Below are 22,379 nucleotides of genomic sequence, written 5' to 3'. Positions count from 1 at the left end.
ATGAAGACATGTGTTATTCAGACTCGTCCTGGTATAGGAGATATGTGTATTTTCTTACCTTATATTCATATTATAGCGAAAAAAACTAATTCAAAAATTTGTTTAGTTACCAAATCTAGATCTAGAGCTAAGCAGTTTTTATTCTTAGATCCTTATGTGCAAAAGATTATTTATCTGGATGAAGACTTAAAAAAAAACAAATTAGAAATTGTAAAATTCCTTAAACAAGAAAAATTTAATTCAGTTTATATTATGCAGTTTGGATTTAAATTTTATTTATTTTCTAAATTAGCAGGAATTAAAGCAATTTTTTCATACGGTTTTTTAAAAAAAAATGTAAGCATAACTGGTTTTATTGATAAAAAAGTTAGAGACTGGTTGAATATCAGCAAAGAATTATTAGAAAAAAAATGTAAAATTTATCTTAAAACTGAAAATAAGAGTAAAAAAAATATTGTTATAGGAATAGGTGGAAGTGGTAAAAATAAAAAATGGCCTATAGAAAATTACATACAATTAATAGCTCAATTAAAAAGAAATTTTAAAGATCATAAATTTATAATAGCAGGTGGCCACGAAGAGCTAGGTGATGCAGAACTAATAAAAAAAGCATTCAGCGAAGAAATAATTTCAATTTGCAATATGAATATTAAAGACTCCTTAGAAATAATAGATGGTTCTAGATTTTTTGTAGGTAACGATACTGGCTTTATGCATTTGTGCGCCTCATTAAATATGAAATCATTTGGGTTATTTGGGGATACACCATCCAACTATGCAGAATATAATAATGATATAGTTGCTGTTATGCCAAAAGGTTATAGCATTGTAAAACATAATGACAATGCCATGAAGTTAATAACTGTAGATCATACTTTAAATATAATAATGGATAAAATTTCTGTTTAAAAATATTGAATAAACAAATGAATAATAAATTTTTTTATTGGGTTTATAAAATCCAAAAAATTTTTAAAAATAAATCCCCAAATATTCATTATGGAGAATTTGGTGAGGACATTTTTATAAATCGTTTGTTAAATAATATAAAAAAAGGTTTTTATGTAGATATTGGCGCTTACCATCCTTACAAAGGTTCACTAACGGTACTTTTGCATAAAAGAGGGTGGGCTGGTTTAAATGTTGATTTAAGCAAAACTTCAATTGATTTATTTAATATTTCAAGACCAAATGATATTAATTTTAATTGTGCAGTATCAAATTATGATGGAAAAACTTATTTTTTTCAAAATTCAAAAATAAACCAACAAAATTCATTAATACAAAAAAGTATAAACCAAACAAAAGTTGAAATCGAATCTTTTAAATTAGAAACATTAATTAATCGCTTTAATATTAATAAAATTGACTATCTTAATATTGACACTGAAGGAAATGAATTTGATGTGTTATCTTCTTTAAATATAGATAAAAATAGACCTTTATTGATCACAGTGGAAAATAATAGCTTCGATAAATTTAATGATGAAAAATTGAAAGTTATCAAATTTCTTGATGATAATAATTATGATTTGATTAACACAATTGGTGTTACAATGTTTTTTTATCCTAAAGATAAAATTAAAATGATTTATGAATCAATAAAAATTTGAACATATTTTATTTAAGCTTGAAGCAAAAAATATTTTTAGAGTATAATTATTTAAATTTTCATTCTATACCAAGATTTTTCGTTATTCATTGAGCTTTTTAACCCCTCAAATCTTGATTTATAAATTAATTTTTGTTCTTTTTTTAAAGATAAATTTTTTCTTATAAAAGATTTTGTTAGTATAAAAATAAATTTTAAAAATGAATAAATGTAACCATAATGTTTTTTATAATAATAAAAATTTGACCACATCCAGTGCCAATTTCTAAATAATTCAGCTTCAATATTTAAGCTTTTTTCGTGAGAAGAAGATCCAAAATGTGTTACGTAACAGTCTTTTAATAAAAAACATTCAATTTTTTTTTCCTTTGTTCTTTTTATTAAATCAGTTTCCTCTTTGTATAAAAATATATTTTCGTCAAATATTTTTTTTTTAAATTTTTTTTTATTTATTAATAAGCAGCAACCTGATGCATAGTGTTTGCCAATACATTTCTCATCAATAGGTATAAAACTTTTCGAGGTATTTTTAAAAGCATTAATTGAAATTCCATTTTTTAATCTTGGTAGCAAAATTCCAAAGTTCTTAATTTGAAAAATTTTATTTTTTAAAATTTTTACATTTTTTATTGTTAATTCTGTATCTGGATTGAGAACAAGACAGTATTGAGTTTTTGAACATAAAATTCCTAAATTATTGCCAGCCCCGTAACCTAAATTTTTTTTAGGCATTATTACTTTAATATTTTTTTTTTTTCTAAAAAAATTTAAAACTTTTCTATCATTAGAATTTTCTACAATAATAAATTTTTCTGATGACAGTTTATTTGTAATTCTTTTTAAATGGTGAAAACTATGAAAAGAATTTAAAATTATCGTTAAATTATTTCGATCCATTCTTGGTATTTTTTCATATTATTATATAATGCTTTTGGAAAAGTACTGTCAATTTCTACAGCTTTGATTTCAGTATTTTTTCTTTCAAATAAATCTTTTTTTTGCTTTATCATTTCAGATATATGCTCACTATCTGCAAAGTTTAAAAATTCTGTGTGTGAAAAACTTTGTATTTTATTTTTTATGTCATCTGAACTCATTATATAAGAAAAATGCCATCCACCATTAATTATAATTTTTCTGTTAATTTTTTGGTCTATTCTCCATTTTGGTATATTTTTTACTCTCATTTCTCTAGTTTTTTGTGCAGTCTCAAAATATTTGTATTTAATAGATTTTGGTCCTGGCCATTTATCATCCCATTTGAGACCTTTAACTATTTTTAAATTAAACTTATAGTAAAACATTTCTTGTAAAAAAATATAACTGTCAAAATTTTTGATTTCATCAATATTAATATTTGGGATTTCATCTACATCTGAAACAATGATCATATCACTGCTCTTACAATTCGAGAGACCTCTCTTAATTTGATTTCTCAAAAAATACTCATACTCCCAATTATTTCCATTATGTTCAGGAAAGTCTTCAACAAAATAGTAATTTATTTTTGAAAGATATTTTTTAAATTTCTCCTCATTAAATAATTTTGATCGTCTTTTTCCATTAAAAAATTTATTACCTTCTATGATGACAAATTTATCTATTTTTTCCCATAAAGTTTCTAATCTTAATTCAAGTAACAAATCCTCGCCACAATAAGTAAAGCAATCATATATTTTCATTTTTATACGTAGTTAATAATATTATTTTGATATAATAACAATTTAACTTATATTTCAGGGAGAGGTGGCCGAGTGGTTTAAGGCGCACGCTTGGAAAGCGTGTAAAGGGGTAACTCTTTCGCGGGTTCGAATCCCGCTCTCTCCGCCATTACCAACGGTTTTAGTTCAATCATAAATAATTCTTTCTCATAACAATCGTTGCGGTCGCTCGTGGGTCGCACAGAAAGGGAAAAATGTTATGTACGTGAGAAAGAGAAAAGGTAAGTGGCAATGTATCGTTAGACAAAAAGGCATTGCGGTCGCTCAAACATTTAACTCCAAAACGGATGCTAAAGAATGGGGAGCAAAAAAAGAAACAGAAATAAATTTAGGTAAGTTTGAAGATACTACGAAACTTACATCAATGCGTTTAAGGGAGTTGTTAAAACTCTATTTTGACAAAGCCGTGCGCAGTTCAAAACGTCCTAAAATTTTAAAATATGAAATTGATTTATTGTGTAGGTTTCCAATATCTTCAACTTCATTATTTAGTTTGTCACCGTTGAAACTTTCAAACTTTAGAGATGAACGATTGAAAGCTGGTAAATCTCCAACAACTGTTAGAAATTATTTAAAATTGATTTCAAGAGCAATCGTTGTTGGTCAACGTGAGTTGGGAATACCAATATCAAACAACCCAGTTGCAATGATTGAAAAACCAACTCCAAATCCAGCTAGAGAAAGAACATTAAACGAGGTCGAACTAAAGCATTTGTTTGATGCCTGTAGCAAATGTGAAAAATTTAGGTGGTTAAAAGAGATAACTGAAATTGCCTATTATACATTATGTAGAAGAAGTGAAATATTTAAACTAAATCGAAAACATATTGATTGGCATAATTCAACTGCGTTAATACCAGATACTAAAACAGGGAAGCCCAGAAAGATAGGGCTTCATCCTAGAGTTATAGAAATATTAAAATCTATACCTCTTTCTGTAAGTGGTAATTTCTTTCACATTGAGAGCTTGAGTGCATTCGAAAAATCTTTTCGTAGTGCTGTAAAAAGAGCAAAACTAGATGATTTTAGATTTCACGATTTAAGACATACAGGCGCTACAGACTTGATCGAAAAATTTGGCTGGTCAACGATGGAGTTAATGCAACAAGGGGGATGGTCATCCCAACAAATGGCAAAAAGATATTCTAATATTTCGCCATCACATTTAGCCAACAAAATGAAACAACAAAAACTATACTAAAAAAACTGGGTCTGTTTATAGGACTTTCCAATACTCAGACCCAAAAAAATCAATAAATAGAGTCGTTTAGCATTGGTTGATTTCTTAATTAAAAAAGCATATCTAGCGAGTGTCTCGTGTAATTGGGATGAAGACATTAAACAGGACACGCAAATCTCTGGGCCCACTGGTTTCGATCTGAAACCTAAAAGTTCTCCGAAAACTATCTGATCACAAACGCACATTGGAACCGTGTGAATTATGGAGAATATTTAAAATGAATTTATTTTTAAATGATAAATTACAAGAAAGCGATCATCATAGATATGGGTTTTATAACTTGTCTTTGCTTGTTCTATTTTCTAAAGTTTCAGAGTTTAATATCTCCATAAGTGTTCCAAAGATATTAATTTATTTGTGTGGCGGGGGCGTTGTGCAAACCCCGTCACCTAAATTGAGAGACATTTATGAAAACCTCAGACAAAAACTCAGAGCGTGAAGTTGGTATTGGTCACAATTCTGAAAATTTATACGACAATACTATAAGCGGGCAAATCAAGATCGCTTTTAATCAATTGCTAGATATTTGTTATGAATTCGCAGAAAATAGAGATGAGAGCGAACAACTTGCAAATGAAAGCAGAAATGCAAAAAATCATAATGACAGAATAGAGAAGCATTATGAAATGCGCCAAAATCTAAATAAAAAAGCAGATAAATATAACTGTTTAAGGTTAGCAAAATTATCAACGATGTTTGGCAAACAAACTAAAGAACATCTTGATAAACACCCAACATACAAACATGAACCTAGAGCAGTTTGTAATGATATTGCTAATTGGTTTGATGAACCACTTGATCAAATTTCAAAAGAAGAAATTGAAGCTAATTTTCCAAAAGAATTAGCTCAGTCTTTGATCAAAGAAAATGAAGAAGCATGGAGTTGGTATGAGACAGAATAAAAAGTTTCTAGAAGAAAATATCTGGAATGGAATGGGGTATCACTAATATGTACCAACTTGATGAAGCTAGAAAGTTAATGGACGATGGTTGGTCATTAGTTCCATGTGAGAAAAATAGAAAAAATAATTTCGATTCTGATATTCTTACAAGAGATTATCAAATTGGAGATTTTAACGGCGATGGAAACATCGCCGTTAATTTACAAAAAACAAATCTTATTGATTGGGATGCTGATACTGTATGGGGAATTAAAGTTTCACAAAAACTTTTAAACCAAAGTAGCGCATCAATAGTCGCAAGATTCCCAGACGAGAATCCTAAAGAAGTAGAAAATACTCATTGGCTTTTTACGAAAAACGATGATGTAGATTTTGACAGTCTTGATCTTGAACGAAAAGATTTGAACGGTGAGAAAATTATTGAACTACGTCCTAAAGGGATAACAATAATTCCACCATCAACTACACCGCATAAAAAAACTGGAAAACTTTATTCTAGAAAGTGGAGTAAGTTTTTAAAACGTCCAACTGTTTTTAAAAATATTATTGATAGTTGGAACTGGGCAAACTTTGGCGCATTTGTCATTCCATTAATTACATCGACTAATTCTGGAATGTTAAAACTTGATGCTTGTCTAAAACGTTACACAACTGCAACTGATGAGGACAGGTTCAAATTTTTGCAAACTATTTATGATCTACGTTATCCTGATGAATGGGGAAAAAACCGTGATCTAACGCCAAAAGCAGTTCAACGTATTATTAAATCAAATAATAACGAAAAATCAAAAACTGCGGGTTACAAAGCGTTAGCAGATCACTTTAAGATCGACCCATTGGAATTGAAGCAAAGATTAAATTGGGTTGGTGAAGTTCCAGATGATGGTGATGGTAAAAAAGGTAAAAAAACAATCACAGATTTTTACGAGAGTGGATTAGATATTGCCAAACTTTTAAAAACTGAAATGCCACCTGTAAACTGGACGGTTACAACAATCTTACCAGAAGGCTTTGGCTTGATGGCTGGACGACCAAAAGCAATGAAGAGTTGGACAGCATTATTGCTAGTGTATTGCGTTCAGAATGGGTTGAAGTTTTTTGATCAAGAAACAGTACAAGGTGATTGTTGTTATTTAGCGTTAGAAGATAATCCAAGGCGTTTAAAAGACAGGATTGAAAAATTAAAACTGTCTAAATTGCAACATCCAACTATTATTACAGAGGCTCCATACATGAACCAAGGGCTTGAAGAATCCATCAAACTCTGGGCTGAACAAGTATCAAACCCGAGGTTAGTGATCGTTGATACTTTAGCTAAAGTTAAAAAAACTTTTAATAAGAATAAGACTGCCTATGATGGCGATTCTGAAACACTAAAAGCAATCCAAAAATTAGCAATGGATATGAATATTACAATAATGGCCATTTCTCACTTGGGTAAGGCTAACTTTGATTATTCTTGGGATAGAATTCAAGGCTCAACGGGGATGCAGGGAATATCAGACTTTTTCTGGATGTTAGATCGAGGTGACAATTCTGAAACTGCATACGTTAAAGGTAGAGGGCGTGACATGGAAGATTTTGAATACGGTCTTAAATGGAACGAGAATACTTGGCGTTATGATTTTGAAGGTGAGCTTAAAAATGTATTGATGGCAGAAACTAAGAAACAGATCATTGATGCGATGAAGCTTTTACCTACAGATACAGTGAAACCTTCAGATGTTATCAAACAGATGGGAGCAACCAAGAAAAATGAAAAGATGAATATTCAAAAGACCATGCAGAGAATGAGAAACTCGATGGAGTTAGATTATGGTGAAGGTCATGGGGAATATAAGCTTTGCAAAGAGGATCGGCCAAAAGAAAGAGTTAATTTTGAAAAAGATAAAGTCGTTTAACTCAAATTAAACTTTATTGCTTTTTAAAATATTTTCTTTTGCCCACATTGGTTGAAGGTTTGAATAATGACATAGTTTTTTTAAGTCCTCTTCATTTTTTGCACTATCTAATGGAATTATATGATCAATATGCCAACCATGGACTGTCCAATTATCCCATGTCATTCCATCTTTAAATTGACTTTCCAAATGTGATTTTAGTTCTTGAGGTGTGCACCCAACCATATGAAAAGTTTTATTTTTCTTGGTCATTTTTTTTATCTTCATGAATTCTGCAATTCTGTGTCTCATCCTCAATGCTAATCGAGCCTCTAAGTTATTTTTGTAAAAACTTGTCATATTTTCTACACGTTTCTTTTTACCTTTTTCTGTAGCAAAATATTTTTTGTTATAACTTGATCTAGATTCTCCTGTATGAAATATTTGTCGAAGTCTACCATTGGTAATTAAACCTTCAGTTTTTATTACTTTCTTCACTTTTTTGATTTTCTCATCAAGATCTTTGTATTTTTGTTTTGCAAAATAGGATTCAATCAATTTTTGAGTTGCAGGTTTTGAATTCCATTCTTTAAGAGATTTTTTCATTTTTTCTTTTACCGTGTCACTTTTAAAATATTTTGATCTTCTCTTTTTGACTTCTGGTCTTTTGTTATATTCCTTGAAATATTTGCTATACTTTTCTTTAACCTCTGGTCTTTTATGATATTTTCGATGATATATATTGACTTGATCTTTCCTTGCACGATCAGAACAACCCTTTGAACAATATATTCTTAGTTTGGGGGTAGAATAAAATTTTGTATTACAATTTTTACAATTTTTTAAAGGCATCCACTATTTAACAACTGTCATCTGACATTTATTAAGTTTACCAAATTTTCATTAAACTTTTAAGACCTTAATCCAGCTTCAAGATCACGTATCAGGAGTTTTGATTATTTTCTTCCAAGAAAATCGTCCCAATTAGTCCAGCCTTTATTTTTATAATACCTCATAGGTTGCCTAGGTATAAATCTATTCCAATTTTTTTTCTGAGCTCTACTAATATATTCCCTCATATTTTTAATTTTAAATTTTCTTACAATTAATCTAGCTTTTTTAAAATCCATAAAATGTGCACCTGATGAATATGAAGTTCCAAGAAAATGCCCAATACCTTTCCAATCACCACTTTTAGTGAAAATTCTTCTAGGAGATCTTGTTATACCTTTAGGCATTTTATTATTTTTAATATAGTTCCTCCATTCACTTTCATTTTTAAGTTTTAATTTTAGAACAAATTTTCTAGTTTCGTCATATGACTTCCAGCTACTAGATGTTTCATCTTTACTTAATTTATCATTACTTAAATAATCACCCCAATGTACCCATTCTTTTTTATAAACTTCGTATGGTGATGCAGGCAAAGGGAATATGCCTTTGTATTTTTTTAAGAACGATCGATATTCCCTTAATGTTGTAATTTTAAATTTCTTTAAATAAGCTTTAGTCTCTTTATAGGATTTAAATAATTTACCCCGTTCTTTTGGAGAAAAGGTGTTTGTTCCAAGATAATCAATATAACTTTTGAATTCTTTGTAAGCTTTCGGGTCTCTTCTTATATCTGGTGGCCATGTTTTTTTTTCTAACATTTTTTTCATTTTATTTTTGTAATCCTGCGAGGATTTAAACTGAAATGATTGAACCCACTTTTTAGCTTCTTCATAAGATCGCCAATTGCCAAACGCTACCCGATCCCAAACTTTAAGTTGAATGGATCTGTTAAATTTATCTTCATTAATTTTTGTCAAAACATTTATCTTTGTAATCCCATCAACGGGTGATCCACCTCTAGGTTTTTTTCCACTGGCAACTCCTCTTAAATAATCGGCGATCCTTGTATCTTGTGTAGATAGTGCCCTTATAGTTGTTACAATTTCTTCAAAGGCGGTATCTTTTGCAGCTTCAGTTGCATTTTCATCATCGGGTATAATGAGTGGTATTAAAATGTAACCAAACTTTTTACCTTTTGCTAAACGCATTGCACGTCCTGCAGCTTGAACGATATCTACTTTTGATCTTTTTGGATCAGTGAACACCACACAATCAATTGCAGGCAAATCAACACCTTCTGTTAAACATCTTGCATTAGTCATCAAACCTTTGCTCTCAGCAAACAAACGCATTTGTGAGGTTCTTTCATTAGTAGGCATAGCACCTGAAACGTGGAAGGTTTTTAGCTTTCCGTAATCCTTATAAACTTTTGAAATGAGATCCTGTTGTTTTCTAAAGTTGTCTGCACGTCTAATAGAACTATGGAATGATATGGCGTTGTTAATTTTAAGTTTCTTAATTGCTTTTCTTAAAGCGATCGCAATTGCAAATTCTCTTGCTTTGATATCTTTGATTTCTTTTTTTACTTGAATGAATTTATTAGAGTTAAATATCTGCTCAATCTCAAAATTTTTAATACCAAAGGTTATAATTTTATAATCTGATATGATTGGTGGTTTGCATTCAATTGCTTCTTTAAAACTTAATTGATAGATAATATCTCCATAATCTCTTGGATCATCCATCGAAAGATATTCATCCTTATTACCTCTAAACAATCTTTCCGTTGCGGTCATAAATAAACGTTTTTTAATTTTGATATTCTTTTGATGAATAAGATGAGCCATAGGTTTTTCACCATGTCCCACGGTCTTATGAGCCTCATCCATAATACCAAGATCAAACATAAAACCTTTCGCACCTTGTGCAGTTACTTTTCCTGACTGATAGGTGGTGAATATAATTTTAGGGTTTTTAGACTTTGTCTTTAAAAACTTCTTTATCTCTGATTTATCTGTAGTGACATCAATACCAAGATCAGCAATACTGGTTACAAAATCATCTTGATCATCAGATACTGTTTTATCTGAACACACACACATCCAATCTGGATTAATACCTGCTAACAAATATTCTCTAGTCCAAACTTTTAATGTTTGCTGAAGAAGCGCTAGAGATGGAATAGCAATGATGATGTTTTTAGCATTCATTTTTCTTGCAATCCAAAACGCTGTTAAACTTTTACCTGTTCCACAAGGCATAATGACTTTACCTCGTTCATTAGATTTAAAATATTTTACAGTCTCACTGATAGCTTTTATTTGATGAGATCTTGGTGAAAGTTTTGGAGGTTTAATTATTTTACCTTTTGCTTTGGCACGAATATATTTCCATCTCTCACAATTATTGTTATCAAGCGATAAAAAGCTTTCGGATGTTACATAGCCAATCCCTTTTAAATACTTTGTCTTCTTGGGTGGCTTTTCAGCTGTAGTCATTACAAGACCGTGTGAAATATTTTTACAAACGTTAAATGCTAAATTCGAAAAGGTTGCCAAATCACCTTTAACGGTGAGAGTATCTTTTGGATTAGATCTATATTTACATTGAATAGCCCAGTACTTTTTATCTTTAGTTTCAGCAATTAAATCTATCCCTTCATCAGCGCTTGGAAGATTAAGTTTTTTTCTTACATGTTCTTTTACTTCTTTGAGTAGCCAAACATTTTTAAGTTCAGACCTATATTCAGGCTCTGTTTGAAGAAAATATTTACAAAGCTTTTCAAATATATCACCAGCAAGTTTTGCTCTTCCAGATGTTGTGTATTTTGCTAATTCTTGATTAAGGGATTTCCAAGATTTATGAGTTTGAAAGTGTTTCACTTGCTCTTATCGTTTACCATTTTGCAAATTTTAATAAATTCATCTTCAGTCAAATTACCTCTCATAGAATTTATTCTTTCTGTAACAAGTCTTACGTTTCCGGGTATATAACCCTTTGCATTATCAATTCTGTCTACTGACAATTGAGTATACCTACTTTCCTTTGTCTTTTTACCAACAAAGGGTATTAATTCTATACCTGAATAAAAACACAAACCTCTTTGTTTAATATAAATACTTTCTAATTCCTCCCACGAAATTTCAACTTTTGTATCTCTGGTTGATTTTCTTTGTTTTATATTCACTTTAATTTTATTTATTTTGTATTTCCAAAATCTCTCCCTATAACCATTTTTAAAATCAACAATTATACTGTTGGTTCTTCTTTTTTGATGATAGCTAAATTGTGATCTACGAACTTTTTGTTCTTCAGGACTTAATTCAGAAATCGGGGTATGTTTTTTCCAATTTTTCTCTTTTTTTTTTCTTTCAATAAGTTCTTGCTCTGACATAGGTTCTCTTAATCTATACAAATTCAACCTTTGCAATCTCCCGCTAATTGTAACTCTATTCACGCCAAACTCTGTTGCTATTTGCTGGTGAGTTTTTCCTTGATGAAATAATGTTTTTAACTTCTCTATATTTTCTGGCTTGCCCCAATCTAAATAATTACCTCTTTTAAATACACCTTTGTATTTTTGCTTACTCATAATTTAAAATTTCCATTTATAATTTAATTTTTTACTCTTAGTTAAATTTTCCTTAGCCCATAATGGCTGCAAATTTGTATAATGTGAAGCCTTTGCAACTTGAACAGGGTCTTTTATATCAAACGTTGCTAAAGGTTTTATATGGTCAATGTGCCATTCACCATAATTGTCCCATGTCATTCCGTCTTTAAATTGGCTCTCCAAATGTTTTTTTAATTCTGTTTTAGTGCAGCCAACTAACTTCATAATTGATGTATTTTTCTTTTCACCCTTCCTTCTGAACCAATGTGTAAAACGGCTTCTAAGAGTATTTGTAAGTTTATATTCAATATCAACTTTTAATCTTTTTTTACGTCTCTCCGAAGCTTCTCTGTTTCTTTTTTCTCTTTTAACCGGGTCTTTAGAAATATTTTTATAATAGTCAGTTTTTTCTAGCCATTTCTTCTGAGCTTTCTTTGCAACAGTTCTACCTTTTTCAGTTTTTTTATATTTCTTTAAAAGGTCTTTACCTTTCTCAGTTTTAAAATATTTATTTCTACGATCTTTTGCTTTCTCATTATTATCAGCTCTTTTTATTGCCTCTTTCCCTTTTTCACTTTTGAAATACTTAGCCATTATTTTTTTTCTGACAACTTTTCCCTTGTCAGATTTATTGTATTTAGCTAATGTGGATTTGCCTCTATCTGATTTAAAATATTTTCTGTAATATTCTTTTTGAGCTTCCTTGGCGCATTTGGGTGAGCAATATTTTTTATTCTTTCTCAAAAGTTCAAATTGCTTTGAGCAAATCGGACATTTGGAAATCATTAAACTTATCTTAATATATACATGTCTATTCTGTCCATATGTCTATTTAGACAGAAAAGACACGTTATATTTAATATGTTCGACAAAGTTTTCGGGACGGGCAAGAGGCAGGATTGTTACGGTTAATTACGGTTAACTATTTTTAAAAGTCGCTTGTTTCTTGAGCCTTGCTGAATTTTTTCAGCGTAACACCTTCATAATTAAGCGTAAGTTTCTAGGACGCTCGACACTCTATAATATTTTCATGTTCCATTGACACAGATTCTAGAATTTGATTCAAGGATTCTATGAGCGATAAAGATAAATTACGCAAAGATTTTATAAAAACTATTACAGAAGATGAAGATAGTTATCCTGATACTAACGCAGGTTTCAAACAATACTTATTAGACAAAGGCCTTGAACCTTTCAACTATAGACGTGGTGGACTTGTTAGAGGTGTACCTAAAATTGCAAAGCGAGGTTATTGATGGTTAGACGATTAACGTTCCAAGATATGAAAGAATTGTCAAAAGATGACCCTGAAGAATATCAAGAGTTTGTAAATATCGAATTAGAAAACCTGAAGAAACAACAAATGTTTTATGCAACAACACCAGTTGAAAAGCGTCCACAAATAATGAAAAATAATATTAAGGTTCGAAAAGAGGCTACCAAGATTTTAAAAAATTATGATGACGTTAACACGTTCATGTATGCAAAAAGCTGGGACTCATATCTGAAAAAAGCTAAGCCATTTAGAGCTTTAGCAAACAATTTAGGAAAAGAGGATATTAACAAAGATCGCAAAGGCCTTGATACGGTGGTCTATTACAATGAATCAGATGCGAATAAACCAAAGCCACCAAAGACAATCACACCAACTGAAGATTTTAAAACACCTGAGTCCGAGTTTCAGAGAGTACCTGAATTCATGGAAAAAAATATGAAACCAGATCCAGATTCAAACAAAGGTATTGCAACGGTTTTACACCCACATGTAGGTGATGGTGGTAGCTAATTTAGAAAGCAATCAATCTATTATTGCGCCCTGCATAAATAGTCTGTTTTCAAATTAGAGGGCAACTAGTTAACACTCTTCCATAAAGTTCATCATCACCTGCACCCATTAAGTTTTAAATTTTCGCAAAATTTTCACGGTCAACGTTTGAGTGTTTGTTAGTATTTACGGCTTATATAATCTATACCTTTCAAAGATTCAAAACTCGTTTGGCACCACTAAATCAAATTTTCAAATCCAACTGGTACCTCTATTGATAGACAAACCACAGAGCAACTGCGTAGCAGTTGCGATAGGGGCAAAGCTTTCGAGGATACCCGTTTCTCCAACATACGAAATACACCCACCAAAAAATTATAACCTGTGAGCGCCTGCCTACGGCAGGCGCGAACAATAATGAGAGGTTCTAGCAAACAGACTCTAAAACACCGTTTAAACGACTCCAGTTGATTCCAGATTCTCATTTTTATTTTCCCTGTGCCCTGAATCCTGATTTTTTATTTCGTTAATTCTGGAGTCTGTGAGTCCGTTTTTTGAAAATTATATGGACTCTCTCTGGACTCTTTGGACTCTAAGTTTGTTTGACAGCGTACGGCTTTTATTGTTCAATAACCATTGAGAAAGAAGAATAAAAACAAACCGCAAGGTTATCGGCGCACGCTTGGAAAGCGTGTAAAGGGGTAACTCTTTCGCGGGTTCGAATCCCGCTCTCTCCGCCATTTTAAAACTATTTTTCAAAAATCTCATAAGCTTTTTTAATTAAATTGACGGCGCGCATATCCGCACCCATTCCAGAATTAATTTTATGGGTAACATATGAAATACCAATACCTTCTACTGGGTCACCAAATCCAAGTGATCCTCCCCATCCATTATGCCCAAAAGATTCTTTATTTCTTCCAAACATCCAGCCACCTCTCAATATATATCCTGAATATGTCCATTTTATTGGAAGCATGAGGCTTTCATCTAATCTTGATGGTGATTGTTTTAATATTTCTTTGAATTTATTTTGAGAAATTATTTTATTATTATTAAATTTTAAATCATTTGCCAGTAGGTCGTAAAGTTTGGCAACAGCGAGTGCTGACCCGTGACCTCCCATTGAAGAAACACCCGCTAACCTCCAATCTTTAGAGTTATAAAAGTTCATTTCGTGTTTTGGATTATTAAAAGCATTAAAATTTTGACTTATTTTTTCAAATTCAGGAGAATTTTCAATTAAATCACTTACATTATTGAAATCATTTTTTTCAAATCCAAAATTAAAATTTAAATCATATTTTTTTGAAAAATTTTCATAAAAAAATTCTTTTAAACTTTTTTTGGCAATCCTTCTAATAAGGTTTTCAACAAGATACCCATGTGTTTTTGCATGATAATATGTTTTCTCACCAGGTTCATGATCAGGATTTTGTTTCTCTAAAATACAGGTGATCTTTTCAAAATTTAATAAATCTTCATTTGATATTTTTTCCTTAAATCTAAATAAACCTGATTGATGAGATAAAATATCTTTTACTAAAATTTTTTCTTTATTAATTTTAAATTCAGGCCAATAAAATGAAACTTTTTTTTCAATATCGATTTCATTTTCCTCAATTAATTTCGCAATACAACTTGCATAAATGCCTTTGCTTAGAGAGAATGTATTGACAATTGTATTTTCATCCCAAGAGCTATTTTTACTTTTTAGTCCCCCGAATATATTTACCAAAATTTCATTGTTTTTTACTATTGAAAAATTAGCACCCGTTTCCTCATTATGATCAAAATATTTTTGAAATATATTTTTTAACTCTTCAAATTTGGGAGGACAAATACCCTGGACCAACATTAACTTGCCAATTTAAATGCAAAATTTCTACCAAGACTAATTTTTAAATCTTGACAAAATCTAGCAGCTTCTGCACCATCTATCATTCTGTGGTCATAGGATAAAGAAATTGGCATAATTTTACGGGGCAAAAATTTTCCATCAATATAAACTTGTTTAGTTTCTGTTTTACCAATTCCTAAAATACAAACCTCTGGTAAGTTTACGATTGGCGTGAAAAAACTTCCACCAATACCCCCTAAGCTTGATATTGTCATTGAACCACCAAAAAACTCTTTTTTATCAATTTTTAATTCCTTACATTGTTTGCTAATTTTTCTTAGTTCTTTTCCAAGAGTTAGAATATCTTTTTGATCTACGTTTCTAATTTTTGGTACCATTAATCCATGTGGAGTATCTACCGCAATTCCAATATGAAAGTATTTTTTATAAACCACTTCTTCATTTTCTGGATCTAGAGATGAATTAAAGTTTGGATATTTTTTCATTGCATTTACCAATGCTTTCATAATGAACGCTAATGGAGTTACAGGAATTTTTTCTCTAGTATTAAGATCAACTAATCCTTTTCTAAAGTTTTCCATTTCAGTAACATCTATTTCATCATGTTGCGTTACATGAGGAATACTATTCCATGCTTTAACTAAATGAGGACCTGATAACCTTTTAATTCTTGGGATTTTTTGAATATCAACTGGTCCAAATTCAGAGTGTTCATAGGGCAAATCTATTTTATCGCTAATTTTAGTATCATTAGACTGTAGATCAATATTTCTGTTTTTTACAAAATTTTTTATATCATCTTTTTTAACTCTACCACCTCTACCAGAACCTTGCAGTTCACTGATATTAATTCCAAGCTCTCTAGCAAATTTAAGAGTATTTGGGCTTGCACCTGTTGAGTCAGATAATTTAAGTTGGTCAGTGGTGTTTGTTTGTTTTAATTCTTCTTTTTTAACTACTTCTTCATTTTTCTCTGGTCCCTTTTGTTTTTGCTGAGAAGGTGATTTTTCAACCGTAATAATTTCTAAAATTTGATCACCTTCTGATACTTTATCTCCAATTTTTATATTTATATTTGATATTTTACCTGAAAATGATGATGGCACCTCAACACTAGATTTGTCACTTTCAAGAGTAATGACAGGATCACCTTTATTGATTTCATCACCCTCTTTAACTAATACTTCAATTATCTCGACGTTTTTAAAATCACCAATGTTTGGAACTTTAACTATTTCACTCATTTATAATTTTACCGGATAAGGTTTGTCAGGATCAATATTATATTTTTTAATAGCATCCTTAACAACTTTAGATGCAATCTTTTGTTCTTTAGATAAAGTACTTAAAGTATTCACCACAATTGACTCTTTATTAACTTCAAAAAACTTTCTTAACTCTCTTCTCGTATCACTACGTCCATAACCATCAGTTCCAAGTGTTAAAAAATTAGTTTTTATATATGGTCTAATTTGATCAATATGCGATCTAATATAGTCGCTTGCTGCAATTATTGGACCCGATCTGCCTTCTAAACATTTTTCGATATAGGTTTTTCTTGGCTCTTTATCTGGATGAAGTTGGTTCCACCTTAAAGTTTCAGCACCTTCTCTTTGTATTTCTGAGTATGAAGTTACACTCCAAACATCACTATCAATTCCAAATTCCTCACTTAATATTTGAGCTGCTTTAATCGTTTCATTTAATATTGAACCAGAGCCAAAAAGCTGAACAGTAGCTTTGCCTTTATTTCTAAATTCTTTAAATAAATACATTCCTTTAAGAATATCTTCTTTTTTTACATGACTTGGAATTTCTGGATGTTTATAATTTTCATTAAGAGCAGTAACATAATAAAAAATATTTTCTTTATTTTCGTGCATTCTTTTAATTCCATCTTCAACAATGGTTGCCATTTCATATGCATAGGTTGGGTCGTAAGAAATACAATTTGGTATCATTGAAGCCATAATTAATCCTTGACCATCTTGGTGTTGCAAGCCTTCTCCAGCAAGTGTTGTTCTTCCAGAAGTAGCTCCAATTAAAAAGCCTCTAGCTTGTGAATCACCAGCTGCCCAGGCAAGATCCATAACTCGTTGAAAACCAAACATGGAATAAAAAATATAGAATGGAATCATCTCAACATCGTGGTTTGTGTATGACGTTCCTGCAGCAATAAAAGATGACATCGCACCAGCTTCAGTTATACCTTCTTCTAGAACTTGACCGCTTTGATCTTCTCTGTATGAACTTAATTGTTCAGAGTCTACAGGTTCATATTTTTGTCCTTCATGAGCATATATTCCAACTTTTTGAAAAAAACCTTCCATACCAAAAGTTCTAGCTTCATCAGGAATTATGGGAACAAGTTTTGGAGCAACTTCTTTATCTCTAAATATTTTACCTAAAATAGCAACTAGTGCCATTGTAGTTGAAAGTTCTCTTTCTCCAGAACTTTTCATTGAAGATTCAAAAATACTAGGATCTGAAATTTTAATCTGTTTAGAATTTGAAGATCTTGAAGGGATAAAACCTCCAAGAGCTGCTCTTCTCTCTTTTAAATATTGTATTTCATCAGATTTTTCGTCAGGTCTGTAAAATTCAAGATTTTCTACTTGCTTATCAGTTAATGGAATATCAAAACGATCTCTAAAATAATACATATCATCAAGACCGAGCTTTTTTTGCTGGTGAGTTGTATTAATACTTTCACCAGATTTACCCATTCCATAACCTTTAATTGTCTTTGTTAAAATTACTGTCGGCTGTCCTTTGTGCTTCATGGCAGCGTCATAGGCCGCGTAAACTTTGTGAGGATCATGACCACCTCGATTTAATCTCCAAATATCTTCATCAGTAAGATTCGAAACTAGTTGTTTTAGCTCTGGGTACTTGCCAAAGAATTTTTCTCTAACATATTTTCCACCTTTGGCTTTAAAAGCTTGGTATTCACCGTCAACACATTCATCCATTCTTTTCATTAACAAGCCTGTTTTGTCAGCTTGCAAGAGAGGGTCCCAATATGAACCCCAAATAACTTTAAGAACATTCCATCCAGCACCTCTAAAAGTACCTTCAAGTTCTTGGATTATTTTTCCATTTCCTCTAACTGGCCCGTCCAATCTTTGTAAATTACAGTTAATGACAAATATTAAATTATCTAGATTTTCTCTGGCAGCTAAACCTATTGCACCAAGAGACTCTGGTTCGTCACACTCTCCATCACCCATGAAGGTCCAGATTTTTCTGCCCTGTTTAGGAATTAAATTTCTATTCTCCATATACTTCATAAATCTTGCATTATAAATTGACGTGATAGGACCAAGCCCCATTGATACAGTTGGAAACTGCCAGTAATCTGGCATTAGCCACGGGTGAGGGTAGGATGATAAGCCTTCCCCTCGTTTAATGTTTGCTTCTTGTCTAAAGTTTACTAATTGCTGTTCTGATATTCGTCCTTCAAGATATGATCTTGCATACATTCCAGGTGCTGCGTGACCTTGAAAGTAAATCATATCTCCTAAAAAATCATTAGTCTTACCTCTCCAGAAGTGATTACAGCCTACATCGTAAAGGGTTGCAGCAGATGCAAATGTTGCAATATGCCCACCTAGTTCAGGTGATATCTTGTTTGCTCTCACAACCATTGTTGCAGCATTCCATCTTATTAACGATCTGATACTTTTTTCTATATTTTGATCTCCAGGTGATTTTGTTTCCAGTTGAGGAGGAATAGTATTTATGTAAGGAGTGTTTTGAGTAAATGGAAGATTAGATCCTGATACATAAGCTTGATTGATTAATTTTGATAAAAGAAAGTGAGCTCTTCTGGAACCATCTCTTTTAACAACTGAATTTAAAGACTCAATCCATTCATCTGTTTCCTCTGGGTCAATATCTGCAATATCTGGATTGGCCCCAAAAACACCCTCGTGTTTTATTTCAATTCTTTTCGTCCCCGATTGATGCTGATTAGCTTGTGCTTGACCATTACTCTGCATATTTTGGGGTGTTTCTTTTTTTATTTCAACCTGTCCTATTTGGTTGGACCCTGATAGTTCCGCAAGGATATCTCCTTTAGAAACTTTATCTCCGATTTTAACTTTAAGATTAACAATTTTTCCTGAAACATCACTAGGGACTTCCATACTAGATTTGTCACTTTCAAGAGTAATGACAGGATCACCTTTATTGATTTCATCACCCTCTTTAACTAATACTTCAATTATCTCGACGTTTTTAAAATCACCAATATCTGGGACTGAGATAAAATTTTGCGAATTACTATCTAATACGTTTGCTTTTTTTTTTGAATTATTCTTTTCGTCAACTTCATTTGATCCATTATCTATTAAACCAATAATACTTCCCTGTGAAACTTTATCACCAATTTTTACATTCAATTTTTGAATTGTTCCATCTAATGATGATGGAACTTCAACACTTGATTTGTCACTTTCAAGAGTAATTAGAGGATCGTTTTTAGAAACTTTTTGTCCCTCTTTTACAAGGATTTCAATAATCTCTACATCTTTAAAATCTCCAATATCTGGTACTTTTAATTCTGACGACAACTGTTTTCCTTGTTAATTAATATTAATTTAAATTTTTATTTTCTTAATATATATCAAGCGCTACATATATATATAATTAAAAAAATGTACGAAAATTTTGGTCAATTCATAGATAATAAATGGCATAAATCAAAAGATTCTTATCAAGTTATCAATCCATCAACCGAAGAGATACTTGGTTCAGCATCAAAAGCTTCAGAGGAACAAGTACAACAGGCAATTCAATCTGCAGCTAAAGGTTTCGTTACTTGGAAAAATACGCAAGCATGGGAAAGGTCAAACAAAATTAGAAAGATTGCAGATTTAATTAGAAAAAGAAAAGATGAGATAGCTAAGTGGATTTCACTTGAAGTTGGGAAACCATTTTTGCAGGCCCAAGCAGAAGCAATAGCTTCAGCAGATATTTTTGAGTGGAATGCAGAAGAAACAAAAAGGATTTATGGTCAAACTGTAGAAAGTAGATTTAAAGATACAAGGGTTATAATTAATTATGAACCCGTGGGGATCGTCGCAGGTTTAGTCCCATGGAATTTTCCATGTATTTTAGCTTCTAGAAAAATATCAACTGCTCTTGGGGCAGGGTGTTCTATAGTTTGTAAACCAGATGTTATAACCCCGGGGTCAGTAATGATTTTAATTGATATTATTAAAGAAGTTGGACTACCTGATGGTGCTGTTAATATGCTTTCTGGAGATCCAGCCGGCATAGCTCAACAACTTATAAACTCAGATATCATTAAAAAAATATCAATTACTGGATCAACTAGAGTAGGTAAATTAATTTTAAAGCAAGCTGCAGATAAAGTTCAAAGAGTAACAATGGAGTTAAGCGGACATTCACCTTTTATAGTTCATGCCGATGCAGATGTAGAAAAAGCTGTGAACATGGCAATTTTAGCAAAGTATAGAAACACAGGACAGGTTTGTATTTCACCATCAAGATTTTACATTCATGAAAGTAAGAAGGATGACTTCACAAAAAGTTATGTAGAGAAAACACAAAAATTGAAAATTGGACCAGGTATAAATAAAGATACTGATCTTGGTCCAATTACAACAGAAAAAAGAATAAACGAAATAGAAGAGCTTGTTAGATTAACAGAGAAAGAGGGAGCAAAAATTTTATGTGGAGGAAAGAGATCTGCAAAGTTTAATAAGGGATATTTTTATGAACCAACTGTTTTTGACAATGTTGGAGATAATTTTACAATAACTCAAACAGAACCTTTTGGACCTTTATCTCCAATAATGTCTTTTAAATCATTTGAAGATGTAATCAAAAGAGCCAATAATCACCCAAATGGATTAGCAGCTTATGTTTGCACTTCTTCTATGAATGTCGCTCATGAAACATCTGAAGCTTTAGAAACAGGAATGGTTGCGATTAATACACCCGTAATACCAACTGCGGAAACTCCATTTGGAGGAATTAAACAAAGTGGATACGGAAGAGAGGGTGGTTCGATGGCAATTAAGGATTATCTAAATATAAAGTACACCCATCTCGGCTTAAAAGGTTAGTTTATGAAAGTTGGAATTATAGGTACAGGTCTGATGGGCTTTCCAATGGCTATTAATATAGCCAAAAAGTTTGAGCTAAAATCTTTCAATAGAACTTTTGAAAAAATGAAAGGTCTTGAAAAATATAAAGTTACACTTTGCAATACTTTAGAGAGTTTATCAAAGGATTCAGATGTTATTATATCTATGTTGCCTAGCGATAAAGAAGTCATAGAAACTATTGACCAAGTAAAAAATTTTATTGAATCTGGAACTGTATTTATAGATATGAGCTCTACAAAAGTATCAACAGCTAATGAATGTTATAAGATACTGAAAGAAAAAGATTCAAATTTTATAGATGCCCCAGTTTCTGGAGGTCCAGAAGGAGCAAAATCTGGCTCTTTAGCTATTATGGCCGGAGGTGATGAAGATGCATTTTTAAAAGTGAAAAATGTATTAGAAGCCATGGGCAATCCAACTTTAGTAGGTCCAAATGGCAGTGGTCAAGTTTCTAAATTATGTAACCAAATTATAGTTGGAGTTACAATTGGAGCGGTAGCTGAAGCTATTATTTTATGTGAAAAAAATGGAGCAGATCCAAATAAATTTATCACAGCAGTATCTGGAGGTTTTGCTGATGGAAAAATTCTACAAAATCATGGACAAAGAATGATAGATAAAGATTTTGTTGCTAGAGGAAAAAACATTACTCATTTGAAAGATATGAACAATATTCTTGAATGCGCCTCACAAAAAGGCATAAAACTTCCAATTTCAAAGCTTATTCAAAATATGTTTAAAAACTTGTGTGACTCAGGTTTTGAGAATGATGATCATTGCTCTTTGTACAAGGAAATTTCGAATTTAAAATAAG

General features: G+C 31.4%; 18 protein-coding genes and 1 tRNA gene. 10 read left to right on the top strand and 9 right to left on the bottom strand.

Translation table 11 applies throughout. The features are described 5' to 3' along the window. Entirely contained in the window at nt 1-909 is a 909-nt protein-coding gene (locus ACTTAT_RS00255) for a glycosyltransferase family 9 protein (protein WP_440679041.1), read from the top strand. Between the two features lie 17 nt (nt 910-926). Continuing rightward, on the top strand, nt 927-1,613 hold the full coding sequence (locus tag ACTTAT_RS00250) for an FkbM family methyltransferase (RefSeq protein ID WP_440679040.1): 687 nt from the start codon (nt 927-929) through the stop codon (nt 1,611-1,613). Nucleotides 1,614-1,663: 50 nt separating this feature from the next. On the opposite strand, the gene ACTTAT_RS00245 is transcribed toward ACTTAT_RS00250, so the two are convergent. Together ACTTAT_RS00245 and ACTTAT_RS00240 are read right to left on the bottom strand one after the other, a co-directional pair. After that, a complete protein-coding gene (locus ACTTAT_RS00245; protein WP_440679039.1) occupies nt 1,664-2,509 on the bottom strand; it encodes a glycosyltransferase in 846 nt (281 codons plus the stop codon). Then, entirely contained in the window at nt 2,491-3,294 is an 804-nt protein-coding gene (locus ACTTAT_RS00240; RefSeq protein WP_440679038.1) for a hypothetical protein, read from the bottom strand. The genes ACTTAT_RS00245 and ACTTAT_RS00240 overlap by 19 nt, the downstream gene beginning before the upstream one ends. A 58-nt stretch (nt 3,295-3,352) precedes the next feature. Between ACTTAT_RS00240 and ACTTAT_RS00235 the strand changes: the two genes are divergently transcribed. The 4 genes from ACTTAT_RS00235 (at nt 3,353) to ACTTAT_RS00220 (ending at nt 7,376) form a co-directional block, all read left to right on the top strand. Next, nucleotides 3,353-3,442: transfer RNA gene (locus ACTTAT_RS00235), tRNA-Ser, on the top strand. 90 nt (nt 3,443-3,532) lie between these two features. Continuing rightward, complete coding sequence (locus ACTTAT_RS00230; RefSeq protein ID WP_440679037.1) at nt 3,533-4,534, top strand: tyrosine-type recombinase/integrase; 1,002 nt, start codon at nt 3,533-3,535, stop codon at nt 4,532-4,534. A 446-nt stretch (nt 4,535-4,980) separates the two neighbouring features. After that, nucleotides 4,981-5,475, top strand: a complete 495-nt coding sequence (locus tag ACTTAT_RS00225; protein WP_440679036.1) for a hypothetical protein — start codon at nt 4,981-4,983, stop codon at nt 5,473-5,475. 47 nt (nt 5,476-5,522) lie between these two features. Further along, nucleotides 5,523-7,376, top strand: coding sequence for an AAA family ATPase (locus ACTTAT_RS00220; protein WP_440679035.1), 1,854 nt, complete (start codon nt 5,523-5,525; stop codon nt 7,374-7,376). 6 nt (nt 7,377-7,382) lie between these two features. Here the strand turns inward: ACTTAT_RS00220 and ACTTAT_RS00215 are convergent, their stop codons facing one another. The 4 genes from ACTTAT_RS00215 to ACTTAT_RS00200 form a co-directional block, all read right to left on the bottom strand. After that, nucleotides 7,383-8,207, bottom strand: coding sequence for a hypothetical protein (locus tag ACTTAT_RS00215; RefSeq protein ID WP_440679034.1), 825 nt, complete (start codon nt 8,205-8,207; stop codon nt 7,383-7,385). 104 nt (nt 8,208-8,311) lie between these two features. Beyond that, nucleotides 8,312-11,071, bottom strand: a complete 2,760-nt coding sequence (locus ACTTAT_RS00210; RefSeq protein ID WP_440679033.1) for a DEAD/DEAH box helicase family protein — start codon at nt 11,069-11,071, stop codon at nt 8,312-8,314. Next, entirely contained in the window at nt 11,068-11,781 is a 714-nt protein-coding gene (locus ACTTAT_RS00205) for a GcrA family cell cycle regulator (RefSeq protein ID WP_440679032.1), read from the bottom strand. The genes ACTTAT_RS00210 and ACTTAT_RS00205 overlap by 4 nt, the downstream gene beginning before the upstream one ends. A gap of 3 nt (nt 11,782-11,784) precedes the next feature. Then, nucleotides 11,785-12,588, bottom strand: a complete 804-nt coding sequence (locus ACTTAT_RS00200) for a hypothetical protein (protein ID WP_440679031.1) — start codon at nt 12,586-12,588, stop codon at nt 11,785-11,787. 287 nt (nt 12,589-12,875) lie between these two features. Here ACTTAT_RS00200 and ACTTAT_RS00195 point away from each other — a divergent pair, with 287 nt between their 5' ends. Both ACTTAT_RS00195 and ACTTAT_RS00190 read left to right on the top strand, forming a co-directional pair. After that, complete coding sequence (locus ACTTAT_RS00195; RefSeq protein WP_440679030.1) at nt 12,876-13,058, top strand: hypothetical protein; 183 nt, start codon at nt 12,876-12,878, stop codon at nt 13,056-13,058. Next, on the top strand, nt 13,058-13,588 hold the full coding sequence (locus tag ACTTAT_RS00190) for a hypothetical protein (protein ID WP_440679029.1): 531 nt from the start codon (nt 13,058-13,060) through the stop codon (nt 13,586-13,588). Before ACTTAT_RS00195 ends, ACTTAT_RS00190 begins: the two co-directional genes overlap by 1 nt. Nucleotides 13,589-14,315: 727 nt before the next feature. On the opposite strand, the gene ACTTAT_RS00185 is transcribed toward ACTTAT_RS00190, so the two are convergent. From ACTTAT_RS00185 to aceE, 3 genes are read right to left on the bottom strand one after another with little or no spacing between them, the layout of a single operon-like run. Then, on the bottom strand, nt 14,316-15,425 hold the full coding sequence (locus tag ACTTAT_RS00185; RefSeq protein WP_440679028.1) for a serine hydrolase domain-containing protein: 1,110 nt from the start codon (nt 15,423-15,425) through the stop codon (nt 14,316-14,318). Further along, entirely contained in the window at nt 15,425-16,672 is a 1,248-nt protein-coding gene (locus ACTTAT_RS00180) for a 2-oxo acid dehydrogenase subunit E2 (RefSeq protein ID WP_440679027.1), read from the bottom strand. The genes ACTTAT_RS00185 and ACTTAT_RS00180 overlap by 1 nt, the downstream gene beginning before the upstream one ends. After that, nucleotides 16,673-20,002: a pyruvate dehydrogenase (acetyl-transferring), homodimeric type gene (gene aceE / locus ACTTAT_RS00175; protein WP_440679026.1), complete on the bottom strand. Its 3,330-nt coding sequence runs from the start codon at nt 20,000-20,002 to the stop codon at nt 16,673-16,675. An 84-nt stretch (nt 20,003-20,086) separates the two neighbouring features. On the opposite strand from aceE, the gene ACTTAT_RS00170 reads away from it, so the two are divergent. Next, nucleotides 20,087-21,523 (top strand): NAD-dependent succinate-semialdehyde dehydrogenase, encoded by a 1,437-nt coding sequence (locus ACTTAT_RS00170; RefSeq protein ID WP_440679025.1) that lies wholly within the window; start codon nt 20,087-20,089, stop codon nt 21,521-21,523. Between the two features lie 3 nt (nt 21,524-21,526). After that, a complete protein-coding gene (locus ACTTAT_RS00165) occupies nt 21,527-22,378 on the top strand; it encodes an NAD(P)-dependent oxidoreductase (protein ID WP_440679024.1) in 852 nt (283 codons plus the stop codon). Nucleotide 22,379: the final 1 nt, after the last annotated feature.

This window comes from Candidatus Pelagibacter sp. HIMB1517 (assembly GCF_052047895.1).
Lineage (GTDB): Bacteria > Pseudomonadota > Alphaproteobacteria > Pelagibacterales > Pelagibacteraceae > HIMB114.
This window is presented reverse-complemented; position numbering and strand designations above follow the sequence as displayed.

Coding starts and splice junctions, on each gene's coding strand:
- ACTTAT_RS00255 (WP_440679041.1), top strand. CDS start 1: ATGAAGACATGTGTTATTCAGACTCGTCCTGGTATAGGAGATATGTGT.
- ACTTAT_RS00250 (WP_440679040.1), top strand. CDS start 927: ATGAATAATAAATTTTTTTATTGGGTTTATAAAATCCAAAAAATTTTT.
- ACTTAT_RS00245 (WP_440679039.1), bottom strand. CDS start 2,509: ATGGATCGAAATAATTTAACGATAATTTTAAATTCTTTTCATAGTTTT.
- ACTTAT_RS00240 (WP_440679038.1), bottom strand. CDS start 3,294: ATGAAAATATATGATTGCTTTACTTATTGTGGCGAGGATTTGTTACTT.
- ACTTAT_RS00230 (WP_440679037.1), top strand. CDS start 3,533: ATGTACGTGAGAAAGAGAAAAGGTAAGTGGCAATGTATCGTTAGACAA.
- ACTTAT_RS00225 (WP_440679036.1), top strand. CDS start 4,981: ATGAAAACCTCAGACAAAAACTCAGAGCGTGAAGTTGGTATTGGTCAC.
- ACTTAT_RS00220 (WP_440679035.1), top strand. CDS start 5,523: ATGTACCAACTTGATGAAGCTAGAAAGTTAATGGACGATGGTTGGTCA.
- ACTTAT_RS00215 (WP_440679034.1), bottom strand. CDS start 8,207: ATGCCTTTAAAAAATTGTAAAAATTGTAATACAAAATTTTATTCTACC.
- ACTTAT_RS00205 (WP_440679032.1), bottom strand. CDS start 11,781: ATGAGTAAGCAAAAATACAAAGGTGTATTTAAAAGAGGTAATTATTTA.
- ACTTAT_RS00200 (WP_440679031.1), bottom strand. CDS start 12,588: ATGATTTCCAAATGTCCGATTTGCTCAAAGCAATTTGAACTTTTGAGA.
- ACTTAT_RS00195 (WP_440679030.1), top strand. CDS start 12,876: ATGAGCGATAAAGATAAATTACGCAAAGATTTTATAAAAACTATTACA.
- ACTTAT_RS00190 (WP_440679029.1), top strand. CDS start 13,058: ATGGTTAGACGATTAACGTTCCAAGATATGAAAGAATTGTCAAAAGAT.
- ACTTAT_RS00185 (WP_440679028.1), bottom strand. CDS start 15,425: ATGTTGGTCCAGGGTATTTGTCCTCCCAAATTTGAAGAGTTAAAAAAT.
- ACTTAT_RS00180 (WP_440679027.1), bottom strand. CDS start 16,672: ATGAGTGAAATAGTTAAAGTTCCAAACATTGGTGATTTTAAAAACGTC.
- ACTTAT_RS00170 (WP_440679025.1), top strand. CDS start 20,087: ATGTACGAAAATTTTGGTCAATTCATAGATAATAAATGGCATAAATCA.
- ACTTAT_RS00165 (WP_440679024.1), top strand. CDS start 21,527: ATGAAAGTTGGAATTATAGGTACAGGTCTGATGGGCTTTCCAATGGCT.